Source organism: Sinorhizobium garamanticum, assembly GCF_029892065.1.
Taxonomy (GTDB): domain Bacteria; phylum Pseudomonadota; class Alphaproteobacteria; order Rhizobiales; family Rhizobiaceae; genus Sinorhizobium; species Sinorhizobium garamanticum.
Map to the genome: position 1 here is coordinate 1749184 of NZ_CP120373.1, position 20626 is coordinate 1769809.

The 20626-nt window shown below is 64.3% G+C and carries 22 protein-coding genes; 10 read left to right on the top strand and 12 right to left on the bottom strand.

Translation table 11 applies throughout. The features are described 5' to 3' along the window. Positions 1 to 152: 152 nt before the first annotated feature. The 5 genes from lpdA to PZN02_RS08130 all read right to left on the bottom strand — a co-directional run bounded on the left by lpdA (position 153) and on the right by PZN02_RS08130 (position 6773). Positions 153 to 1547 (bottom strand): dihydrolipoyl dehydrogenase, encoded by a 1395-nt coding sequence (gene lpdA / locus PZN02_RS08110; protein ID WP_280661066.1) that lies wholly within the window; start codon positions 1545 to 1547, stop codon positions 153 to 155. A gap of 7 nt (positions 1548 to 1554) precedes the next feature. Then, positions 1555 to 2835 carry a dihydrolipoamide acetyltransferase family protein gene (locus tag PZN02_RS08115; RefSeq protein ID WP_280661067.1) on the bottom strand — a complete coding sequence of 427 codons (1281 nt, stop codon included), beginning with the start codon at positions 2833 to 2835 and terminating at the stop codon, positions 1555 to 1557. A gap of 2 nt (positions 2836 to 2837) precedes the next feature. Beyond that, on the bottom strand, positions 2838 to 3851 hold the full coding sequence (locus tag PZN02_RS08120; RefSeq protein WP_280661068.1) for an alpha-ketoacid dehydrogenase subunit beta: 1014 nt from the start codon (positions 3849 to 3851) through the stop codon (positions 2838 to 2840). Between the two features lies 1 nt (position 3852). After that, complete coding sequence (locus tag PZN02_RS08125; protein WP_280661069.1) at positions 3853 to 5085, bottom strand: 3-methyl-2-oxobutanoate dehydrogenase (2-methylpropanoyl-transferring) subunit alpha; 1233 nt, start codon at positions 5083 to 5085, stop codon at positions 3853 to 3855. Between the two features lie 356 nt (positions 5086 to 5441). Further along, the gene (locus PZN02_RS08130; RefSeq protein WP_280661070.1) at positions 5442 to 6773 is read right to left on the bottom strand and encodes an NAD(P)/FAD-dependent oxidoreductase; all 1332 of its coding nucleotides are present in this window, start codon (positions 6771 to 6773) and stop codon (positions 5442 to 5444) included. Positions 6774 to 7201: 428 nt separating this feature from the next. On the opposite strand from PZN02_RS08130, the gene PZN02_RS08135 reads away from it, so the two are divergent. Both PZN02_RS08135 and PZN02_RS08140 read left to right on the top strand, forming a co-directional pair. Continuing rightward, a complete protein-coding gene (locus tag PZN02_RS08135) occupies positions 7202 to 7939 on the top strand; it encodes an SDR family oxidoreductase (protein ID WP_280661071.1) in 738 nt (245 codons plus the stop codon). A 158-nt stretch (positions 7940 to 8097) separates the two neighbouring features. Beyond that, complete coding sequence (locus PZN02_RS08140) at positions 8098 to 8490, top strand: winged helix-turn-helix domain-containing protein (RefSeq protein ID WP_280661072.1); 393 nt, start codon at positions 8098 to 8100, stop codon at positions 8488 to 8490. A 13-nt stretch (positions 8491 to 8503) separates the two neighbouring features. Here PZN02_RS08140 and modC read toward each other — a convergent pair whose 3' ends face one another. The 3 genes from modC to modA all read right to left on the bottom strand — a co-directional run bounded on the left by modC (position 8504) and on the right by modA (position 11241). After that, positions 8504 to 9577 (bottom strand): molybdenum ABC transporter ATP-binding protein, encoded by a 1074-nt coding sequence (gene modC / locus PZN02_RS08145; RefSeq protein ID WP_280661073.1) that lies wholly within the window; start codon positions 9575 to 9577, stop codon positions 8504 to 8506. After that, positions 9574 to 10266, bottom strand: a complete 693-nt coding sequence (gene modB / locus PZN02_RS08150; RefSeq protein ID WP_280661074.1) for a molybdate ABC transporter permease subunit — start codon at positions 10264 to 10266, stop codon at positions 9574 to 9576. The genes modC and modB overlap by 4 nt, the downstream gene beginning before the upstream one ends. 168 nt (positions 10267 to 10434) lie before the next feature. Next, on the bottom strand, positions 10435 to 11241 hold the full coding sequence (gene modA / locus PZN02_RS08155) for a molybdate ABC transporter substrate-binding protein (RefSeq protein WP_280661075.1): 807 nt from the start codon (positions 11239 to 11241) through the stop codon (positions 10435 to 10437). A 200-nt stretch (positions 11242 to 11441) separates the two neighbouring features. On the opposite strand from modA, the gene ung reads away from it, so the two are divergent. The 6 genes from ung to PZN02_RS08185 all read left to right on the top strand — a co-directional run bounded on the left by ung (position 11442) and on the right by PZN02_RS08185 (position 16732). After that, entirely contained in the window at positions 11442 to 12149 is a 708-nt protein-coding gene (ung, locus tag PZN02_RS08160; protein WP_280661076.1) for a uracil-DNA glycosylase, read from the top strand. Between the two features lie 158 nt (positions 12150 to 12307). Next, positions 12308 to 13078, top strand: coding sequence for a precorrin-6A synthase (deacetylating) (gene cobF / locus PZN02_RS08165; protein ID WP_280661077.1), 771 nt, complete (start codon positions 12308 to 12310; stop codon positions 13076 to 13078). Positions 13079 to 13210: 132 nt separating this feature from the next. Next, positions 13211 to 14587, top strand: coding sequence for a precorrin-3B synthase (gene cobG / locus PZN02_RS08170; RefSeq protein WP_280661078.1), 1377 nt, complete (start codon positions 13211 to 13213; stop codon positions 14585 to 14587). A 2-nt stretch (positions 14588 to 14589) separates the two neighbouring features. Continuing rightward, complete coding sequence (locus PZN02_RS08175; protein ID WP_136508658.1) at positions 14590 to 15222, top strand: precorrin-8X methylmutase; 633 nt, start codon at positions 14590 to 14592, stop codon at positions 15220 to 15222. Next, a complete protein-coding gene (locus tag PZN02_RS08180; protein WP_280661079.1) occupies positions 15219 to 15971 on the top strand; it encodes a precorrin-2 C(20)-methyltransferase in 753 nt (250 codons plus the stop codon). Before PZN02_RS08175 ends, PZN02_RS08180 begins: the two co-directional genes overlap by 4 nt. Then, positions 15968 to 16732, top strand: a complete 765-nt coding sequence (locus tag PZN02_RS08185; protein WP_280661080.1) for a precorrin-3B C(17)-methyltransferase — start codon at positions 15968 to 15970, stop codon at positions 16730 to 16732. Before PZN02_RS08180 ends, PZN02_RS08185 begins: the two co-directional genes overlap by 4 nt. Here PZN02_RS08185 and PZN02_RS08190 read toward each other — a convergent pair. Next, complete coding sequence (locus PZN02_RS08190) at positions 16696 to 17496, bottom strand: cobalt-precorrin-6A reductase (RefSeq protein WP_280661081.1); 801 nt, start codon at positions 17494 to 17496, stop codon at positions 16696 to 16698. The two genes, PZN02_RS08185 and PZN02_RS08190, sit on opposite strands and share 37 nt — an antisense overlap. On the opposite strand from PZN02_RS08190, the gene cbiE reads away from it, so the two are divergent. Together cbiE and cobM are read left to right on the top strand one after the other, a co-directional pair. After that, positions 17474 to 18706: a precorrin-6y C5,15-methyltransferase (decarboxylating) subunit CbiE gene (gene cbiE, locus PZN02_RS08195; RefSeq protein ID WP_280661426.1), complete on the top strand. Its 1233-nt coding sequence runs from the start codon at positions 17474 to 17476 to the stop codon at positions 18704 to 18706. The two genes, PZN02_RS08190 and cbiE, sit on opposite strands and share 23 nt — an antisense overlap. Before the next feature lie 23 nt (positions 18707 to 18729). Next, positions 18730 to 19488, top strand: coding sequence for a precorrin-4 C(11)-methyltransferase (gene cobM / locus PZN02_RS08200; protein WP_280661082.1), 759 nt, complete (start codon positions 18730 to 18732; stop codon positions 19486 to 19488). 7 nt (positions 19489 to 19495) lie between these two features. Here the strand turns inward: cobM and mnhG are convergent, their stop codons facing one another. Genes mnhG through PZN02_RS08215 form a run of 3 tightly spaced genes read right to left on the bottom strand, consistent with a single transcriptional unit; the run spans position 19496 to position 20626 of the window. Then, positions 19496 to 19867, bottom strand: a complete 372-nt coding sequence (gene mnhG / locus PZN02_RS08205) for a monovalent cation/H(+) antiporter subunit G (RefSeq protein ID WP_280661083.1) — start codon at positions 19865 to 19867, stop codon at positions 19496 to 19498. Continuing rightward, on the bottom strand, positions 19864 to 20145 hold the full coding sequence (locus PZN02_RS08210) for a K+/H+ antiporter subunit F (protein WP_153436990.1): 282 nt from the start codon (positions 20143 to 20145) through the stop codon (positions 19864 to 19866). Before PZN02_RS08210 ends, mnhG begins: the two co-directional genes overlap by 4 nt. Next, positions 20138 to 20626 carry a Na+/H+ antiporter subunit E gene (locus tag PZN02_RS08215; protein WP_280661084.1) on the bottom strand — a complete coding sequence of 163 codons (489 nt, stop codon included), beginning with the start codon at positions 20624 to 20626 and terminating at the stop codon, positions 20138 to 20140. The genes PZN02_RS08210 and PZN02_RS08215 overlap by 8 nt, the downstream gene beginning before the upstream one ends.

The window sequence follows — 20626 nt, forward strand, 5'->3', positions numbered from 1 at the left end:
ACCACGGTGCAATTGAACATTCCGAGCTTCAAAAGTAACCGGTGATGGGAAATGAGTGGGCGCGGCATCGCCCCTTCTCCCCGCCTGCGGGGAGAAGGTCGCGGCAGCGGGATGAGGGGCAGCCGTCTCGCCCTGCCGAGGGCGGTCGCGCCTCAAATATGCAGCGCGTGCCCCAATCCCTTGAAGGCCGCTTCCTGGAAAGCTTCAGATTGGGTCGGGTGCGCATGGATCGTGCCGGCGATGTCCTCAAGCCGCGCGCCCATCTCGATCGCCAGCGCAAAGGTCGCCGAGAGTTCCGAGACGCCATGGCCGACTGCGTGGATGCCGAGCACCAGATGATTGTCGGCACGTGCGACGACGCGGATGAAACCGTCTTCGGAAAGCGTCGTCATGGCGCGGCCGTTCGCCTGGAAGGGAAACTGGCCGATCTTGATCTCGACGCCGGTCGCGCGCGCCTCGTCCGGTGAAAGGCCGGCGCTGACGATCTCCGGGTCGGTGAAGCAGACGGCCGGGACGCAATGCTTGTCCCAACTCCGCTTACGTCCGGCGACGATCTCGGCCACCATTTCGCCTTGCGCGATGGCACGGTGCGCGAGCATCGGTTCACCGGTGACGTCGCCGATCGCATAAATGCCGCGCATCGAGGTGCGGCACTGGTCATCGATGCGGATGAATCTCCCGGCGAGGTCGAGATCGATCTCCTCAATGCCCCATCCTTCCGTGACGGGCCTGCGGCCGACGGTCACGAGGACCTTTTCGGCGGGCACCTCGAAGGGTCGGCCGTTTTCTTCCGCAAGCAAACCGCGGCCATCGGCCGAGAGCCGTTTGGCGGCAGTGCGCGTGAAAACATCGATGCCGAGTTCGCCAAGGCGCTTCATCACCGGCTTCGAAAGCTCCGCGTCGTATTGCGGCAGGATACGATCCATGGCTTCGAGCACGGTGACCTTCGAGCCGAGCTTGGCGAAGGCGATGCCGAGTTCGAGGCCGATATAGCCGCCGCCGATGACGGCCAGCGTCTCGGGAACCGCTTTCAGCGCCAGCGCGCCGGTCGAGGAGATAACGTTCTCGCCGAAGGGCAGGTCGGGCAGTTCGACCGGCGCGGAGCCGGTGGCGATGACGACCGCCTCGGCACGAATGCGCTGCAGACCGGTCTCGGTCTCGACGTCCACGGTCTTGCCGTCGACGAAGCGTGCCTCGCCGACAACCGCCTTGACGCCCGCCTTTTTCAGCAGGCCCGTGACGCCGCCGTTCAACCGCCCGACGATGCCGTCCTTCCAGGCGACGGTGCGCGCGAGGTCGATCGCCGGCGTGCTCAGCGAAAGTCCGAGCGGGCTCTTGCCGGATGCCGCCGCGCGGAGTTTGTGAAATTCCTCGGCCGCATGGATCAGCGCCTTCGAGGGGATGCAGCCGACATTGAGGCAGGTGCCGCCGGCCTTCGCCTTTTCGACGATCACGGTGTCGACGCCGAGCTGGCCGGCGCGGATGGCGCAGACATAGCCGCCGGGACCGGCACCAAGCACCAGAAGCTTGCAGGAGATTTCCTTCATGATCGCATCATCCTTCCACGAAAATCAGCGCCGGCGTTTCGAGCAGCGTCTTCAGCCGCTGGACGAAGGTCGCGGCGTCCCAGCCGTCGATGACGCGGTGATCGAAGCTCGATGAGAGATTCATGATCTTGCGCGGAACGAATTGCGTCCCGTCCCACACAGGACGGATGGCGATCTTGTTGACCCCGACGATCGCCACCTCCGGATGGTTGATGACGGGCGTCGAGGCGATGCCGCCAAGCGCGCCTAGGGAAGAGATGGTAATGGTCGAACCGGTCAGTTCGTCGCGGGTCGCGGTCCCGGTGCGGGCGGCATCCGCCAGCCTGTTCAGCTCTGCGGCGCAGTCCCAGATTCCGCGTGCCTCGGCATGGCGCACGACTGGAACGGTCAGGCCGGCTGGGGTCTGGGTGGCGATGCCGATATGAACGGCGGCATGCCGATGAATAACGCCGGTGCCATCGTCGAAGGTGGCATTGACGCCCGGCTGCGCGGCGACGGTCTTGACCAGCGCCCGCATCAGGAAGGGCAGGACCGTCAGCTTTGGCTGATCGGGTTTGCGGTCGCGGTTCATCATCGCGCGCAGGTCTTCAAGCGCCGTCATGTCCATTTCCTCCACATAGGTGATGTGGGGAATGCGCGAGGTGGAGAGCGTCATCTTCTCGGCGATACGGCGCCTGAGACCGGTGACCTTGATTTCCTCCACTGCGGTCTTGCGGACAAGACCGATAACTGCGGGCGCCGGCTGGGCGCCGCGGCTCAGAAAGAGATCGAGATCGTCATGGGTGATCCGGCCAGCGGGGCCGGTGCCGATCACCTGTCTGAGATCGACACCGCTATCCTTCGCGCGGAGCCGGACCGCCGGCGAGGCGAGCGGTTTCTTCGACATGTCGCGTGCCGGGGGCGCGGCGGTCGGCGCCTCCGCCACGGCTTTCGGTTCAGGTTTTGGAGGTGCCGCCTCCTTCACTTCGGGCGGAGGCGCCTGCTCCTTCACCGCCGGCTCGGCCGGGACGGCAGTTGTGGCGATTTCGGTCACAGCGACGCCGTCACCCGAGACCTCGATGCGCACGAGCGGGGCCTTTACCGCGACCGTGTCACCGATTTCAGCGCCAAGCCATAGCACCGTGCCGGTGACGGGCGAGGGGATCTCGACGGTCGCCTTGTCGGTCATGACCGCGGCGAGCACCATGTCCTCGCGCACGGGATCGCCAGGCTTCACGTGCCACTCGACAAGCTCGGCCTCTGCGACGCCTTCGCCGACATCGGGCATCTTCAGGATAAATTCGCCCATCGTCAGGCCTCCATCGCTTCGGTGAGCGCGCGGCCGACGCGCGCGGGGCCGGGGAAATAGTCCCATTCCTGAGCGTGCGGATAGGGCGTGTCCCAGCCAGTCACCCGGACCACGGGCGCCTCCAGGTGATAGAAACAATGCTCCTGCACGAGAGATACGAGCTCAGCGCCAAAGCCGGATGTCAGCGTTGCCTCGTGCACGACGACGCAGCGTCCCGTCTTGGTGACGGACTGCACGATCGTATCGAGGTCGAGCGGCAGCAGGCTGCGCAGGTCAATCACTTCCGCATCGATCCCGGTTTCCTCGGCGGCAGCGAGCGCGACATGCACCATGGTGCCATAGGCGACCACCGTCACGGCCGAGCCCTTGCGGCGGATTTCGGCCTTGCCGATCGGGATCGTATAGTGGCCCTCCGGAACGTCGCCGAGCTCATGCTTTGACCAGGGCGTCACCGGACGTTCGTGGTGGCCGTCGAATGGGCCGTTGTAGAGACGCTTCGGCTCCAGGAACATCACCGGATCGGGATCCTCGATTGCCGAAATCAGAAGCCCCTTGGCGTCGTAGGGGTTTGACGGAACGATGACCTTCAGACCGCAGACATGGGTGAAAAGCGCTTCCGGGCTCTGGCTGTGCGTCTGGCCGCCGAAGATGCCGCCACCGGTCGGCATGCGCAGGACGATCGGGCAGGTGAAGTCGCCGTTCGAGCGATAGCGAATGCGCGCTGCCTCCTGGGTAATCTGGTCGTAGGCCGGATACATGTAGTCGGCGAACTGGATTTCGACGCAGGGTTTCAGCCCGTAGGCGGCCATGCCGATCGCGGTACCGACGATGCCGGATTCACTGATTGGGGCGTCGAAGCAGCGGGTCTTGCCGTACTTTGCCTGGAGCCCTTGCGTGCAGCGGAAAACGCCGCCGAAATAGCCTACGTCCTCGCCGAAGACGACGACGTTCTCGTCACGCGCCATCGAGACGTCCATGGCGCTGCGCACCGCTTCGATCATTGTCATTCTGGCCATGTCAGTACCCTGCCTTCTGCCGCTGGCGGCGGATGTGCGGCGGCATCTCGGCGTAAACACCCTCGAAAATATCGCGTACGGACGGCTTGCCGCCGGCATGCAACGTGCCGTGGCTTTCCGCCTGTTTCTGTGCCTGGATCACCTCGTCCATGATTTCGGCTTCCGCCTGGGCGTGACGCTCTTCCGACCACGCGCCGCGGACGATCAGGTGCTTCTTCAATCTCAAGACCGGATCGCCAAGCGGCCAGGCCTCCGATTCCGTCTTCGGGCGATAGGCGCTCGGGTCGTCAGATGTGGAGTGCGCACCGACACGGTAGGTCACGTATTCGATCAGCGTCGGCCCGAGATTTCGTCGCGCCCGCTCCGCCGCCCAGCGCGCGACCGCATAGACGGCGAGATAGTCGTTGCCGTCGACGCGCAGCGCCGGAATGCCGAAGCCCAAGCCGCGCGCCGCAAAGGTACCCGAGCCGCCGCGGGCGATGCCCTGGAAGGTCGAGATCGCCCACTGATTGTTGACGATGTTGAGAATGACGGGCGCCCGGTAAGTGGATGCAAAGACGAGTGCGGAATGGAAGTCCGACTCCGCCGTCGAGCCGTCACCGATCCAGCCGGCGGCGATGCGCGTGTCGTTCTTGATCGCCGAGGCCATGGCCCAGCCGACCGCCTGGACATATTGGGTGGCGAGATTGCCGGAAATCGTGAAGAAGCCATGCTCCTTGGAGGTGTACATCACCGGTAGCTGGCGCCCGTGGCACGGATCGCTCTCGTTCGAGAAGATCTGGTTCATCATCTCGACCATCGGGTAATCATCGGCGATGAGAAGGCCGGCTTGTCGGTAGGTCGGGAAATTCATGTCGCCCTTGCGAAGGGCCTTGCGGAAGGCGCAGCTTACGGCCTCCTCGCCAAGATGCTGCATATAGAAGGATGTCTTGCCCTGACGCTGCGCCATCAGCATGCGCGAGTCGAAGGCGCGTAGCATCATCATGTGCCTGAGACCGGCCAGCAGTTCCGCATCGGAGAGGAGCCCGGCCCAGGGTCCGACTGCTTCGCCATCGCGGTTGAGCACGCGGATGATGGAAAAGGCGAGGTCCCTGATCTCTTCCGATGCGACGTCCACCTCTGGGCGAGGCACGGATCCGGCCTTGGGTATCTTGACGTTGGAGAAATCGGGCTGGCCGCCCGGCCGAACGGCCGGTTCGGGGACATGCAAACTCAAACGATCGAGGTCGCTCATGCGGGTTCCGGCCTCCCATCCGGATTGCGCATCGCGCGCAAATCAATGCTTCGGGAGAACGGCGTTGCCGGTCTCATGGCATGGGACGGCAAGATCTCGCATCGTAGCATACTCCTCCGCCCGACGCTGCCAATTGCCGTCACGATCCCCGTTCTCCCAAGGGGATACATGCGGACAGACTGCCATGAGTTCAGGGGGAGATGAAGGGTTTTCGCGGTCTCGGCCGGCCGCCGTTTGAAGAAAGACAGAATACTGCCATTGCGTCCTGGATGCGGGACCGGAAACAGGCAGCAGCGACCGTTGCGAGAAATTTTCTTGCGCGGCCGGTTCGGGGATCGGCGCTCGTAAGCGCGCTTTCAGACCGGCGGCGCGATCTCGAGCGGCGTGCCGTCGGAAAAGCGCGAGAGCCGGAAATTCGCAGGATCGACGATCGGCCGATCTCCTGTGACGAGGTCGGCGACAAGGTGGCCCGCGCCGGGACCGATACCGAAGCCATGGCCGGAAAACCCGGTCGCGATCGTCAGTCCGGGGACGTTTTCGGCATGGGAAATGATCGGCACGGCATCGGGCGTGACGTCGATGAGGCCGGCCCAGATCTGCAGCGGCGCGGTATGTCGGAGTGCCGGGAAGACCTTTCTTGCCTCCGCGAACGCTCTTAGCGCGGAGCGCGGATCGGGCCGGGGGTCGAGGATCCGGTGGCGTTCGAAGGCCCCGGGACGGTCGAGCGGCACGGATGCGATCTCGAAGAGCTCGCGCCAGCTCTGCGCGCTCACGCCGACCTGCACGGCCTCGCCCTCGGCCTTTCGTGCAGGCTGAAAATCACGGAAGAAAGCGAAACTGTCCGGGGCGATCGGATGCAGGTTGGCGCCGCCGTCGGCGATGGTATAGCCGCCGTCGAGCCGTTTTCGATAGGCATAGCTCGCCGTCGCGCCGGCGCCCTCCGGTCCGCCGTCGACCGGCGTCGTTCTGAGCACGGTGTTGCGCACCTTCAGTTGCGGTAGCCGGATTCCGAGTCCCTTGCAAAAGAGCCGCGACCAGGCACCGCCGGCAAGGACGACCGTCGCGGTTTCGATTCGGCCCTTTTCCGTGATGACGGCGCTGATCCGGCCAGCGCTCCTCTCGACCCCGCGCACGGCACAGCCGGTGACGATTTGCGCCCCAGCGCGCCTCGCGCCCGCGGCAATTGCCGGCACTGCCTTCTGCGGCTCGGCCCGGCCATCGCTCGGCGTAAAGAGTGCGCCTTTGTAGCGGGTCGTCGCTCCGGCCATCCTGGACTGCGTCTCGTCCGGGCCGATCTGGCGGCTGTCGACGCCATGATGCCTGGCATGCGTCAGCCAAGCGTCTCGATTGGCAATGTCCCGCTCGTTCTCCGATACATACAAAATGCCGCTGCGGCGAAATCCGGTTTCACCGCCGACGCGCGCGTCGAGCGTATCCCAGATTTTCAGTGCCGCCATGGCAAGCGGGATCTCGCGGCGGTCCCGGCCCATCACGCGCACCCAACCCCAATTGCGGCTCGATTGTTCGCCGCCGAGAGCGCCTTTCTCGCACAGCACGACTTGCACCCCGCGTTCGGCGAGGAAGAGCGCGGTGCTGACGCCGATAATGCCACCGCCGACAATGACGACCTCGGCTTTCGAGGGTAACGAATTATCGGTGGCAACAGGGTCTAGAACAGGACCGAGCATGAAGTGCCTCCTGGGGTGATCGATTCTAATAAGTTGAGACGCGCGATGCGGGCGGAAAACCGCGCACACCTTTCTTCATCCCGCTTTAGACCATTTCATTGTTTCATTGAAACAGTGAAATGATCCAACTCTTTGAAACTACGCAATTCCGGGCGGAAAACCGCTACACACTCTCCTGAGTTGCTCTAATAATGGCTGCACCCTTCCTCGCCTCCGATCAAGGTCGTATGACCAATTGGCTGGCTACTATGCGCAATTTGCCAGATGCGTCCGGGGCGCTCTGCCACCAGAACTGACACGCAACCATTCTGTCTTTTTTCGATAAAAATACGATCGATCGCTTGACAGATCGGCGCGCTCCGATGTCTCTTGGCGAGCATGAGACGGGCCGCAGGGTCCGCGAGTGCAAGCACGGATGGGGAAGGAACATGGGCGGACTTCTGGCGGGCAAGCGGGCGGTGATCACGGCGGCGGCGCAAGGCATCGGTCGCGCGGCGGCCGAGGCTTTCAACCGCGAGGGCGCCTCGGTCGTCGCGACAGACATCAATGAGGAAAAGCTCGCCGAGCTTGCGGCCCAGGGGATCGAGGTGGCGAAGCTCGACGTGCTCAGCGAAGAGGCGATCGCCGCCTTTGCAGCGCGCACCGGCACCATCGACGTTCTCTTCAACTGCGCCGGTTTCGTCCATGCCGGCACGATCATCGAGGCGAGCGAAAAGGACTACGACTTCGCCTTCGACCTCAATGTGAAATCGATGTTCCGGATGATCCGCGCCTTCCTGCCCGGAATGATCGAAAAAGGCGCTGGCTCAATCATCAACATGTCGTCCGTGGCGGGGGTGCCGATGGGTGTGCCGAACCGCTTCGTCTATTCGGCGAGCAAGGCGGCGGTCGTCGGCCTCACAAAGTCGGTGGCTATCGATTTCATCGGCAAAGGTATCCGCTGCAACGCCATCGCGCCGGGCACGGTCCAATCCCCGTCGCTCGACGAGCGGATGAGAGCGCAGGGCAACTACGAGCAGGCGCGCGCTGCCTTCATTGCGCGCCAGCCGATGGGGCGTCTCGGCACGCCCGAGGAGATCGCTGCGCTCGCCGTCTATCTCGGCAGCGATATCTCTGCCTATACGACCGGCCATGTGCATGTGATCGACGGCGGCATGAGCCTCTAAAGCGCGTCGCGTTCAAGCGGACTCATGCGACGCGCTTTAGGTCATTGCTTTATGCATGTCGTCGCCCCAAAACCGCTGCACACTTTTGGGCGACACGCATTAAAACGTGCCGCACGGCTGGACTTCCAGAACGTCGGCCGAGACTCTATGCTCGCGGCATGCGTGACGAAGACTATAAACTCCACCCGGTCCTGCGTATCGATTTTCCGCCCGACGATCGCCTTGGGCGCGGCAAGATCATGCTCCTGGAGCTCATCCGCGAAACCGGTTCGATTTCCGCCGCCGGGCGCGCGATGGACATGTCCTACCGGCGCGCCTGGCTGCTCGTCGATGCCTTGAACCGGATGTTCAAGGAGCCTTCGGTGGAATCGCAGCGCGGCGGCAAGCAGGGCGGCGGTGCCGCCGTCACCGCTTTCGGCGAGATGCTGATCCAGCGCTTCCGGGCGATGGAGGCCAAGGCTTGCGCCGCGATCGACGACGATCTCGACTGGCTTGAGGCGGTTCGCGATCGCAATGCTGTTTCCGTGGAGGAGGCGGCGCGACAGAAGTGAGTGACGCCTAGGCTTAGTGATCGAGGGCCACCGTCTTGACGATCGCGTGGACGGATTTCCCGGGCGCAAGCTCAAGCGCGTCGCGCGACAGGGCGGTGATGCGGGCCAAAATGACATTGCCGCCACATTGCAGCCGAACGTCGATGCTGCCTTTTTCGTCGGGCGACAGATCGATGATCGTCCCCTCGAACACGTTGAGCGCGCTGATGCCTTCGGGACGCGCGGTGGCGAGCATCACGTCGCGCGCTGCGATATGCAGGCGAACGCTGTGGCCCGGCGGAACGAAGAGTTGCGGCACGCGCACGAGACATTCTCCCGCCCGGACGATCGTCAGATTGTGGGCGCTGTCGTGGCTCTCGACCACGCCCTCGAGCAGGGCGCCTGCCTCGCGCCAGTCCATCGCATGCACCGCTGCCGGCTGACTCAAGATGACCGCCGCGTCGCCCGACGCCTGGACCCGGCCGTTCTCGATCACGATGACACGCTCAGCCAATCGGGCGACTTCCGCGACCGAGTGGCTGACATAGACGATCGGAATTCTAGTTTCGTCGCGAAGCCGCTCCAGATACGGCAGGATCTCCGCCTTTCGCGCCTCGTCGAGCGCGGCGAGCGGTTCGTCCATCAACAGGAGGCGGGGAGAAGCGAGCAGCGCACGGCCGACGGCGACGCGCTGGCGTTCGCCGCCCGAGAGCGTCGAGGGGCGACGATCGAGCAGGTGGCCGATGCCAAGCATTTCAACGATCCGCCCGAACTCCGATGCGGACTTTTGCGCGCCGGAAAACCAGCGCCCATAGGCCAGATTTCCGCGGACGCTCAAATGCGGAAAAAGGCGCGCTTCCTGGAAGACATAGCCGAAGCGGCGCCGGTGGATCGGCGTGAATATCCGCTTCCTGCTGTCCGCGATCACGTCGCCATCGAGCAAGATCCTGCCGACCTCGGGACGGAGAAGGCCGGCGATGATGTTGATCAGCGACGTCTTGCCGGAGCCGGAGCGGCCGAACAGCGCCGTGACACTGCCGTCGGACGAGAACGCGGCGTCGATTGTGAAAGCACCGATCCGGTGGCGGGCTTCGACCTCGAGGCTCACGCGGCCACCGACCGTTTGGCCGCTACTGCGGCGAAAATCTCCGACAGCATCAATGCCGCCATCGAGATGACGACCGAGATGATGGCGAGGCGCATCGCTCCGGCATCGCCGCCCGGAACTTGCGTGAACGTGTAGATCGCCGAGGAGAGCGTCTGCGTCTCGCCCGGAATGTTGGAGACGAAGGTGATCGTTGCCCCGAACTCGCCCATCGCCTTGGCGAAGGAGAGGATCATGCCGGCGATGATGCCGGGAAGGATCAGCGGCAATGTGACGGTCACGAACACCCATGCTGGTCCGGCGCCGAGCGTGGCGGCGGCGTCCTCGAGCTTGCGGTCGACTGCCTCGATCGACAGCCGGATGCTGCGCACCATCAGCGGAAAGCCCATGACCGCGCAGGCAAGTGCGGCACCCGTCCAGCGAAAGGAAAAGACGATGCCGAAATTCTCCGCCAGGAAGGCGCCGATCGGTCCTCGACGGCCGAAGAGAAGCAGCAGCACGAAGCCGGTGACCACCGGCGGCAGGACGAGCGGCATGTGCACGATGCCGTTCAGGAGCGATTTGCCCCAGAAGCGTCCGCGCGCGAGCACCATCGCGGCCAGCAGTGCCGGCGGCAGGCTGCACACCATCGCGACGGTGGCGACGCGCAGGCTCAGCTGGACCGCCGTCCACTCCGCGTCACTCAATGTCATCCACCAATCCAAACGCCAATTTCCTCCGCACTCAAACTCTGCGCCGCAGGTCCGGTCCGACCCACGGCGCGGAGATCGCCACAACACTTTGAACGCCTACCTGATCTTATCCATGATCGATAACGATTTTCAGCAGACACTCGCGCGCCCGCAGAGCGTCGCGTCAACCTATTTGAGCACCGTGAAGCCCTGCGCCTCGAAAAGGGCTGCGGCCTTGGCCGACTTGACGAATTCGAGATAGACGGCTGCGTCGGCGCTCTTGCTGTCGGTGGTGATGGCGATCGGATAGACGATCGGCGGATGACTGTCTTCCGGGAACGTGCCGACCACCTTGACGCCCGGATCGGCAACCGCATCCGTCTGGTAGACGATGCCATAGGGAGCCTCGCCGCGAGAGACCAGGAGAAGTGCGGCCCGCACGCTCTCCGCGCCTGCCACCTTCTGTTCGACGGCCGGCCAGAGCCCCAGTTTTTCCAGTGCCGCCTTGCCGTATTTGCCGGCCGGAACCGAATCGACCGCGCCCATCGCCAGGCGGCCGTCACCTACGAGAGCAGCGAGGTCGAAGCCGGGCTTGATATCGACGGATGTCGAATCGGGCTTTGCGGAAACGAGGACGAGGCGGTTGCCGAGCAGGTTGGAGCGCGTGTCCGTTTTGATCAGCTTCTTGTCGGCGAGATAGTCCATCCACGCGAGGTCAGCCGAAATGAAGACGTCTGCCGGAGCGCCCTGTTCGATCTGCTTCGCAAGGGCCGAGCTTGCGGCGTAGGAGGCCGTGGTCTCCTTGCCAGTTTCCTTTTGCCATTCGGCATTGATCGCGTCGAGCGCGTTCTTCAGGCTTGCCGCAGCGAAAACTGTCACCTTTTCCGCCGCACGTGCGGGAGCGAGAACCGCACCCGCCAGGGCGAGGCCCAGCGCCAGCGCCAGAGCCAGATCTTTGAGCCCCGAACCCGCGAGCCCATCTCTCCGTCCCCTCATCCGCAGCCTCCACCTGTTCGTGATATTTTTGAGAATATAACGCTTCGCTGTTTTGGTTAGCGCTATGTACGAATAAATACAATGCCTCCCGCGAGGATAATCAAAAACAGTGAACCGAGGCGGCGAACATCGCGGCAGTGCTTGCGATGGGCGCTCGCGGGGCTAAATTCCGGAGCGAGAGAGAAGCGAGGGACATGCCCATGGATGCGACGATCAGGCTGGAAGAGACCTGGAAGACCGCGCTGGCGCCGGAATTCCATCACACCTACATGGCCGATCTCAAACGGTTCCTGCTGGACGAGAAAGGGCAAGGCCGGCAGATCTTTCCGAAGGGCAGCGAATATTTCCGGGCACTCGACCTGACTCCGCTCGATAAGGTGCGCGTCGTTATCCTGGGACAGGATCCCTATCACGGCGACGGCCAGGCGCACGGGCTTTGCTTCAGTGTGCGCCCCGGCGTGCGCATACCGCCGTCGCTCGTCAACATCTACAAGGAGCTTCAGGACGACCTCGGCATTCCGCCGGCGCGCCACGGCTTCCTCGAAAGCTGGGCGCGTCAGGGCGTGCTGCTCCTGAACGCCGTGCTGACGGTAGAGCGGGGCCGGGCGGCATCGCATCAGGGCAAAGGCTGGGAGCGCTTCACCGACGCCGTCATCCGGGTGGTCAACGAGCAGCAGCAACCCGTCGTCTTCATGCTGTGGGGCTCCTACGCGCAAAGAAAGGCGGCCTTTGTCGATCAATCCCGGCATCTCGTGCTGAAGGCGGCGCACCCTTCACCGCTGTCAGCGCATTCGGGTTTTCTCGGTTGCCGGCATTTCTCGAAGGCGAATGATTTTCTCGTTTCCAAGGGCTTCGATCCGATTGACTGGCGGTTGCCGGAGAAGCCGGAGATTGCCGACAGTCACTGAGCTGAATTCCTACAGCGTCCTTTGCGCGTCTCAAAAGACGCGCAGCGCTGTAGGACTGGCGCGACCCCGCCGACGCCTGTCGCTGACAAACCTTGCGCCACTGCCTCCGATCGGTCAAAGACTGCCCAATAAGACGCAGCGCGAGAGGCAGGCAGAACATGCGGCATATCCTGATTATCGGCATCGGTGCGGGCAATCCCGAGCACGTGACCATTCAGGCAATCAACGCCCTCAACAAGGCCGATGTGCTCTTCATCCCGACCAAGGGAGCGAAGAAGACCGAGCTTGCCGAGGTCCGCCGCGAGATATGCGCGCGCTATGTCACAAGAAGCGACAGCCGCACGGTCGAGTTTGCCGTGCCGGTGCGCCAGACCGAGGGACGAAGCTATAACGGCAGCGTCGACGACTGGCATGGAAGCATCGCTGCTATCTATGAGTCACTGCTGCTCGACGAACTCGGCGAAGGGCAGACCGGTGCCTTCCTGGTCTGGGGCGATCCGATGCTTTACGACAGCACGATCCGCATCGTGGAGCGCGTCAAGGCACGAGGCAATGCCGCGTTCGATTTCGAAGTCGTTCCCGGCATCACCAGTCTTCAGGTGCTCTGCGCCAGCCATCGCATCCCGCTCAATCTTGTCGGCAAGCCGGTCGAGATCACCACCGGCCGGCGGCTTGCCGAAAGCTTCCCGGATAAAAGCGAAACGGCGGTCGTCATGCTCGACGGGGAGCAGGCGTTCGAGAAGATCGGCGACCCGGACGCCGAAATCTTTTGGGGTGCCTATCTTGGCACGCCGGACGAGATCGTCGTCTCCGGCCGTCTTGCGGACGTGAAGGAGGAGATCCTCAGGGTACGTGCCGAGGCGCGGCAGCGCATCGGCTGGATCATGGATATCTACCTGCTGCGCAAAGGCGCCGATTTCGACGAGTAGAAGCAAGTTCGCCGCCAGCCGCAATGCAATATCGCTTGCCCTTTGATTTCTCTCAAAGCGCGCGGCTGTGATATAGCGTCCATCGAAAGCGGCGGGGACCATTGCCCTTTCCCGGGAGGACTGACCAAAGAGATGACAAGCTGCGCCACGCCCAGACCAGACGCGGCCGCTCCCGATTCATCCATGCGGCGGGGCGTTTGTCCGTCGCTTGCGAAACCGATGCAGACGGGCGACGGATTGCTGGTCCGCCTGCGGCCCGCGACCGGCAGCTTGACGCCCGCGGAGCTGCGGGCGCTTGCGGTTGCCGCCGAGCGCTTCGGCAATGGCATTCTGGAGGTGACGGCGCGGGGCAATCTGCAGGTCCGGGGCCTTACCACAGCGAAGGTCTCGGGCCTCGCGTCGGCAATAGGCGAAGCTGGTATTGCGGTTGCCGAAGGCGTCGCGATCGAGACGCCGCCACTTGCCGGGGTCGATACCGACGAGATCATCGATCCCCGTCCGCTTGCGCTGGCGCTTCGCGAAGCGATCGCCGCGCTCGACCCGCCACTCAAGCTCGCACCGAAGCTCTCGATCATCATCGACGGCGGCGGTCGCTTTCATCTCGACGACATCGTCGCCGACCTGCGTTCGAAGGCGGTGAACACGGATGACGGCGTGGCCTGGCTGCTTTCGCTTGGCGGAACGGCGCGCGCGGCGCGGCCGGTCGCGCTGCTCGATAGGCACGGCGCCGTCCCCGGCCTCCTCGCCGTCCTCCGCAGGCTCGCCGCCATGGGTGACGCGGCGCGGGGCCGTGATCTCGATGCGGAGGTGGTCAAGGACCAATTGGCGGGCGGAGCGCGTCCGCCGACGACATCAACCCTGGCGATGGAGCCGGCCGTGCCGGCTGCCGGCCTACATACGTTCGCCGATGGCGCCACCGTGCTTGGCGTGGGCCTCGCCTTCGCCCAGGTCGATGCCGCCAGCCTGACGGCCTTCCTGCGCAAAGCCGAGGAATTGAGTGTTGCCGAGATACGGCTTGCACCGGGACACGGACTTTTCTTGCTCGGACTCGATCGCGATGCCGCAGCGATATTGCAACGCCTCGCGTTGTCGCTGGGCTTCCGCATCGCCCAGGACGATCCGCGCAACCATATTGCCACCTGCGCCGGTACCGGAGCCTGCGCATCCGCCCTGATGGAGACCAAAGCCGTGGCACGGTTGATGGTCGAGGCAGCACCCGAATTGCTCGACGGCTCGTTGACCGCGCATCTTTCCGGCTGTCCCAAAGGATGCGCGCGTCCGTCATCTGCGGAACTGACGCTTGTCGGTGCGCCATCAGGATATGCGCTTGTCGTAAATGGTACTGCTTCCGTCGCGCCGAGTGCCTACACGGATGCGAATGGAATAAGATCCGCGTTCGGGCATCTCGGTGCGCTGGTGCGGAAAAACAAAGACGCTGGCGAATCGGCACGGTCCTGCCTTACACGGCTGGGGGCCGCGCGCATCGCCGCCGCGTTTGAACAGGGATAGAAATGCCGGACTACGACTATATCCGCGATGGCAACGCCATCTATGAGCGTTCCTTTGCGATCATCCGGGCGGAGGCCGATCTTTCCGGCTTTTCCGAGGAGGAGGCCGATCTCGCCGTGCGCATGGTGCATGCCTGCGGTTCGGTCGAAGCCGCGCGTCAATTCGTGTTCTCGCCGGACTTCGTCTCGGCCGCCCGCACGGCGCTGAAAAACGGCGCACCGATCTTCTGCGACGCGGAAATGGTGGCGCATGGCGTGACGCGCGCGCGGCTGCCGGCAGGCAATGACGTCATCTGCACGCTTCGCGATCCGCGAACGGTTGCGCTCGCGGCCGAGATCGGCAATACGCGTTCGGCGGCCGCGTTGAAACTCTGGGGTGAACGGATGGCCGGCTCCGTTGTCGCGATCGGCAATGCGCCGACGGCGCTCTTCTACCTCCTCGAAATGCTGCGCGACGGCGCGCCGAAGCCAGCGGCGATCCTCGGCATGCCTGTCGGCTTCGTCGGCGCGGCGGAATCGAAGGACGCGCTCGCCGAAAATTCCTATGGCGTTCCCTTCGCGATCGTGCGCGGCCGTCTCGGCGGCAGCGCCATGACCGCGGCGGCGCTCAATTCGCTCGCGAGGCCGGGCCTGTGAGCGCGACCGAGATGGGCAGATTGATCGGTGTCGGCACCGGCCCCGGCGATCCCGAGCTTCTGACGGTAAAGGCGGTGCGGGCGCTGGGCGAGGCGGATGTCGTCGCCTATTTTGCCAAGGCAGGACGCAACGGCAATGGCCGTGCGGTTGTCGAGGGTTTGTTGAAGCCGGGTCTCATTGAGTTGCCGCTCTACTATCCGGTGACGACCGAGATCGACAAGGACGACGGCGCCTACAAGAGCCAGATCACCGATTTCTACAATGCCTCCGCCGAGGCAGTCGCAGCGCATCTTCTGGCCGGACGTACCGTCGCGGTGCTTAGCGAAGGCGATCCGCTCTTCTACGGATCCTACATGCACCTGCATGTGCGGCTCGCCGGCCGCTTCCCCGTCGAGGTCATTCCGGGAATCACCGCCATGTCCGGCTGCTGGTCGCTTGCCGGACTGCCGCTCGTCCAAGGAGACGACGTTCTTTCCGTTCTGCCCGGCACGATGGGCGAGGGTGAGCTTCAGCGCCGCCTTGCCGATACCGAGGCCGCGGTGATCATGAAGGTTGGCCGCAACCTGCCAAAAATCCGCCGGGCGCTTGCCGCCGCCGGCAGGCTCGATGCCGCCGTCTATGTCGAACGCGGCACGATGAAGAATTCGGCGATGATCCCGCTTGGCCAAAAGCCGGACGACGAGGCGCCCTATTTCTCGCTGGTGCTCGTCCCCGGCTGGGAGGATAGGCCCAGGGAGGACAGACGATGACCGGCAGGCTCTTCATCGTCGGCACGGGGCCTGGCAATCCGGCGCAGATGACGCCCGAGACACGCGAGGCGATTTCCGCCGCGACGGAGTTCTTCGGCTACGGTCCCTATCTCGACCGTCTCGACCTTAGGGCCGACCAACACCGCATCGCCTCCGACAACCGCGAGGAGCTGGACCGCGCCCAGGCGGCACTCGCCCGCGCCGCAGCGGGCGCGGATGTCTGCGTCGTTTCGGGGGGCGATCCGGGCATCTTCGCGATGGCGGCCGCCGTCTGCGAGGCGATTGACAAGGGACCGGAGGAATGGCGCAAGGTCGATCTCACGATCACACCCGGCGTGACCGCGATGCTCGCGGTAGCCGCCCGCATCGGCGCGCCGCTCGGCCATGATTTTTGCGCCATGTCGCTTTCCGACAATCTGAAGCCCTGGGAGGTGATCACGAAAAGGCTGCGGCTTGCCGCCGATGCCGGGCTTGTCATTGCGCTCTACAACCCGATCAGCAAGGCGAGGCCATGGCAGCTCGGAGAGGCCTTCGCCATCCTGCGACAGGTTTTGCCTCCTCACGTCCCGGTCATCTTCGGCCGGGCGGCCGGACGGCCGGATGAGCGCATCGCGGTGATGCCGCTCGGCGAGGCCGATGCCAACCGCGCCGACATGGCGACCTGTGTCATCATAGGCTCTGTGGAAACGCGCATCGTTCAGCGCGACGGCAAGCCCGATCTGGTCTACACCCCGCGGTCCTTTACCGGGGAAAGCCGCTGATGGATAAGTTCGAGCGCTTCATCGCAATCGCCGACCGACGCTACATCGGCGGGCTTGTGGCGCTCGACCATGATCACCTCGATACCGAGCTTGCGCGCCGCCGCGATCTTGCCATAGGTCGCGGTGCCGCCACTGTTCTTGGCGACGACGAGGTCGATGCCATGCTCCTCGAACAGGTCGATCTCGTCCGCTTCCGCGAAAGGACCGCAGGCAAGAATTGCGGTGACGTCGGGCAGGGCGAGCGGCGGCGTTACCGGGTCGACGCTGCGAACGACGTACTTGTGATGCGGGGCCTTCTCGAAGTGGAACGCCTCCTGCCGGCCGATCGCCAGGAAAACGCGACGCGGCGCCCCACCGAGCGCGGACACGGCCTCGGGCACGCTCTCGACGCGCGTCCAGCGGTCTCCGCGTTCAAGTTCCCAGGCGGGACGGCGGAGCGCAAAAATCGGCGTTCCGGTTGCTTCCGCCGCCGCGGCGGCATTGTGAGAAATACGGGCTGCGAAGGGATGCGTCGCATCGATCAGCAGCGCGACGTTCTCCGCCTTCAGGAAGGCGGCAAGCCCTTCTGCGCCCCCGAAACCGCCGACGCGGGTCGGCAGCAGTTGCGGGCGCGGGTCGGCGGTGCGGCCTGCGAGCGAGATGGCGGCATCGTAGCGAGGATCGGCCGCAAGACGCTCGGCAAGCTGCCGCGCCTCGGTCGTGCCGCCGAGGATCAGAATGCGAGGTCTGTCCATGGCTGACATGTCGAACAGCGCTTCGGCCATCGTCGCCCCCTGGTTGGTGATCGTCGGTATCGGTGAGGATGGTGTAGCGGGTCTCGGCGACGAGGCCAAGCGGCTGATTGCAACCACGCCGGTCGTCTTCGGCGGAGCTAGGCATCTCGAGCTTGCGGCCTCTCTCATAACGGGCGAGCGCCAAGCCTGGCAGAGCCCCTTCGAAAAATCCGTCGAGGCGATCGTTGCAAGGCGGGGCAGCACCGTCGTCGTGCTTGCCTCCGGCGACCCTTTCCTCTTCGGCGTCGGCGCCACGCTTGCACGCCGGATCGATGCTGGCGAAATGCGCGTCATTCCTGCGCCATCGTCCTTCAGCCTTGCGGCCTCACGGCTTGGCTGGGCCTTGCAGGACGTGGCGACGGTTTCACTGCATGGGCGCCCGCTCGACCTCATCCGGCCGCATCTGCAGCCGGGCGCCCGCGTGCTGGCGCTGACCTCGGACGAGGACGGTCCGAAGGCGCTTGCCGCGCTCCTTTGTGACAATGGATTCGGTCAAGCCCGGCTGACCGTTCTGGAGGCGCTGGGTGGAGAACGCGAGCGTATCTCGCGACAGATCGCGTCGAGTTTCGCCCTTGAAGACCTGCATCCCTTGAACGTCTGCGCCATTGAAGTCGTTGCAGATGCCAAAGCGCGGGTGCTGCCGCTCGCCGCCGGTCTCGACGATGCGCTGTTCGAGCATGACGGTCAGATCACCAAGCGCGAGGTGCGCGCGTTGACGCTTTCGACCCTTGCGCCGCGCAAGGGCGAATTGCTGTGGGATATCGGCGCCGGTTCCGGCTCCATCGCCATCGAGTGGATGCTGGCAGACCCGGCGATGCGCGCCATCGTCATCGAGGCCTCATCCGAGCGCGCCGCGCGCATCGGCCGCAATGCGGCACGCTTCGGCGTGCCGGGATTGGCGGTGGTCGAAGGCGAGGCGCCGGGGGCGCTTCGTGGTCTCGCGCCGCCGGACGTCATCTTCATTGGCGGCGGTGGCAGTGAGCCGGGCGTGATGGATGCCGCGATCGCTGCGCTTGGCACCGGCGGACGGCTGGTGGCGAATGCGGTGACGACGGAAATGGAAGCCGTTCTCATCGCACAGCATGCGCGGCTTGGTGGCTCGCTGATCCGGATCGATATCGCCCGGGCCTCACCGGTCGGAACGATGACCGGCTGGCGACCGGCGATGCCGGTTACCCAATGGTCCTGGGTCAAGCCCTGAGCGAATTTCTAAGAGGATAGGATATGACGGTTCATTTCATCGGCGCAGGCCCGGGTGCGGCAGACCTGATCACGGTCAGGGGCAGGGAGTTGATTGGCCGCTGCCAGATCTGCCTCTATGCCGGCTCGATCGTGTCGCCCGAGCTTCTGCAGTATTGCCCGCCCGGCGCCCGCATCGTCGATACGGCGCCGATGTCGCTCGACGAGATCGAAGCGGAATATGTTCGCGCCGCAGAGGCCGGCGAGGACGTGGCTCGACTGCATTCGGGCGATCTTTCCGTTTGGAGCGCGGTCGCCGAACAGATCCGCCGGCTTGAGAAGCATGGCATCGCCTACACCATGACGCCCGGTGTGCCGGCTTTTGCCGCGGCTGCCGCAACGCTCGGCCGGGAGCTGACAATTCCGGCTGTGGCGCAAAGCTTGGTGTTGACCCGCGTTTCCGGCCGTGCCTCGCCGATGCCGAACAGCGAGACGCTCGCCGCATTCGGCGCTACAGGCTCGACGCTGGCGATCCATCTCGCCATCCACGCACTCGACCGGGTGGTCGAGGAATTGACGCCGCTCTATGGCGCCGATTGCCCGGTTGCGATTGTCGTCAAGGCTTCCTGGCCCGATGAACGCGTTGTGCGTGGCACGCTCGGCGACATTGCGGACAGGGTCGCGCTCGAGCCGATCGAACGCACGGCGCTGATCTTCGTCGGCCCCGGCCTCGAAGCGGCGGACTTCCGCGAGAGTTCGCTCTACGACCCCGCCTACCAGCGCCGTTTTCGCGGTCGCGAATAATCCTCGATCAGTCGGTGCCTTTCTCGCTTTCCGGCCTGGGCTTGCGCGGAACGCCATCCTGTTCTTCAAAGCGGTCGCGATAGAGCGCCGCCTGGCCGAGCAGCGCCAGTGTCACCGGCGTCGTCACGGTGACGAAGAAGATGATCAGCAGCTCGTGGAAGATCCAGCGGCTTTGCAGCACGGCGAAGCAGAGCATCGACGCCAGGCAGATCAGGATCGTGCCGCCGCTCGTCGCAATTGTCGGGGCGTGCAGCCGTTCATAGAAGTCGGAAAGGCGCAGCAGACCGAGCGAACCGATCAGCGTCATCGCGGCGCCGAAAAGCAGCAGGCCGCAGACACCGACGGCGGCCCAGGTCGGCAGGTCGGTCAGATGGCTCATTCGATCACCTCGCCGCGCATCAGGAATTTCGCGAAGGCGATCGAAGAGACAAAGCCGATCAGCGCTATGATCAGGGCGGTCTCGAAATAGATGGTGTTCGCACTGCGGATGCCGAAGGAGAGCAGCATCAGCATTGCGTTGATGTAGAGCGTGTCGAGCGCGAGGATCCTGTCCTGCGCGCGTGGCCCCCTAGCGATGCGGTAAAGCGCGCAGGCCATCGCCAGGCCGAGCATGACCTGGGAGAGCAGGACCGACCAGGTGATCGCAAGCTCAGTCATGGAATATCTCCTTCAACGCCGCTTCGTAACGCTTGACCGTCCCAAGCCACACTTCTTCGTTCTGCAAGTCCAGCACATGGAAAATCAAGGTCTTCCGGCGGCGGTCGTATTCGAGCCATGCCGTGCCCGGGGTCGCCGTCAAGATGCAGGCCAAGAGCGCGAGAGCGTTCTCATCTTCGAGATCGAGTTCGACGGTCAGAAAGCCGGCAATGGCGGGGACACGGCCGGCACGCAGGATGATCGAAGCAACGGCGATGTTCGAGCGGACAATGTCGGCGATGACCTCAAGAGCGAAGCGAGCCGCGCGCCCGATGCGGTGTAGATGCGATCTTGCCGGATGCAGCTTGAGCGTCACCCAGCCGAGCACCATGCCGAGAACGAGGCCGATGAGGATCGAGCCCGGCGCCAGCGACTGGTTCAGGAGCAACCACATCACCAGCAGCGTGAGCGACAGCAGCGGATAGGGGAACCAGGTGCGCAT

What these genes read in the sequence shown, in the direction of transcription:
- PZN02_RS08185 (WP_280661080.1), top strand. Translation starts at nt 15,968, where the DNA reads ATGACCGGCAGGCTCTTCATCGTCGGCACGGGGCCTGGCAATCCGGCG.
- modB (WP_280661074.1), bottom strand. Translation starts at nt 10,266, where the DNA reads ATGACATTGAGTGACGCGGAGTGGACGGCGGTCCAGCTGAGCCTGCGC.
- cobG (WP_280661078.1), top strand. Translation starts at nt 13,211, where the DNA reads ATGACAAGCTGCGCCACGCCCAGACCAGACGCGGCCGCTCCCGATTCA.
- cobF (WP_280661077.1), top strand. Translation starts at nt 12,308, where the DNA reads ATGCGGCATATCCTGATTATCGGCATCGGTGCGGGCAATCCCGAGCAC.
- cbiE (WP_280661426.1), top strand. Translation starts at nt 17,474, where the DNA reads ATGTCGAACAGCGCTTCGGCCATCGTCGCCCCCTGGTTGGTGATCGTC.
- PZN02_RS08215 (WP_280661084.1), bottom strand. Translation starts at nt 20,626, where the DNA reads ATGCGCACCTGGTTCCCCTATCCGCTGCTGTCGCTCACGCTGCTGGTG.
- lpdA (WP_280661066.1), bottom strand. Translation starts at nt 1,547, where the DNA reads ATGAAGGAAATCTCCTGCAAGCTTCTGGTGCTTGGTGCCGGTCCCGGC.
- cobM (WP_280661082.1), top strand. Translation starts at nt 18,730, where the DNA reads ATGACGGTTCATTTCATCGGCGCAGGCCCGGGTGCGGCAGACCTGATC.
- PZN02_RS08175 (WP_136508658.1), top strand. Translation starts at nt 14,590, where the DNA reads ATGCCGGACTACGACTATATCCGCGATGGCAACGCCATCTATGAGCGT.
- PZN02_RS08140 (WP_280661072.1), top strand. Translation starts at nt 8,098, where the DNA reads ATGCGTGACGAAGACTATAAACTCCACCCGGTCCTGCGTATCGATTTT.
- PZN02_RS08210 (WP_153436990.1), bottom strand. Translation starts at nt 20,145, where the DNA reads ATGACTGAGCTTGCGATCACCTGGTCGGTCCTGCTCTCCCAGGTCATG.
- PZN02_RS08120 (WP_280661068.1), bottom strand. Translation starts at nt 3,851, where the DNA reads ATGGCCAGAATGACAATGATCGAAGCGGTGCGCAGCGCCATGGACGTC.
- modA (WP_280661075.1), bottom strand. Translation starts at nt 11,241, where the DNA reads ATGAGGGGACGGAGAGATGGGCTCGCGGGTTCGGGGCTCAAAGATCTG.
- PZN02_RS08130 (WP_280661070.1), bottom strand. Translation starts at nt 6,773, where the DNA reads ATGCTCGGTCCTGTTCTAGACCCTGTTGCCACCGATAATTCGTTACCC.
- PZN02_RS08125 (WP_280661069.1), bottom strand. Translation starts at nt 5,085, where the DNA reads ATGAGCGACCTCGATCGTTTGAGTTTGCATGTCCCCGAACCGGCCGTT.
- PZN02_RS08115 (WP_280661067.1), bottom strand. Translation starts at nt 2,835, where the DNA reads ATGGGCGAATTTATCCTGAAGATGCCCGATGTCGGCGAAGGCGTCGCA.
- ung (WP_280661076.1), top strand. Translation starts at nt 11,442, where the DNA reads ATGGATGCGACGATCAGGCTGGAAGAGACCTGGAAGACCGCGCTGGCG.
- PZN02_RS08135 (WP_280661071.1), top strand. Translation starts at nt 7,202, where the DNA reads ATGGGCGGACTTCTGGCGGGCAAGCGGGCGGTGATCACGGCGGCGGCG.
- PZN02_RS08190 (WP_280661081.1), bottom strand. Translation starts at nt 17,496, where the DNA reads ATGGCCGAAGCGCTGTTCGACATGTCAGCCATGGACAGACCTCGCATT.
- mnhG (WP_280661083.1), bottom strand. Translation starts at nt 19,867, where the DNA reads ATGAGCCATCTGACCGACCTGCCGACCTGGGCCGCCGTCGGTGTCTGC.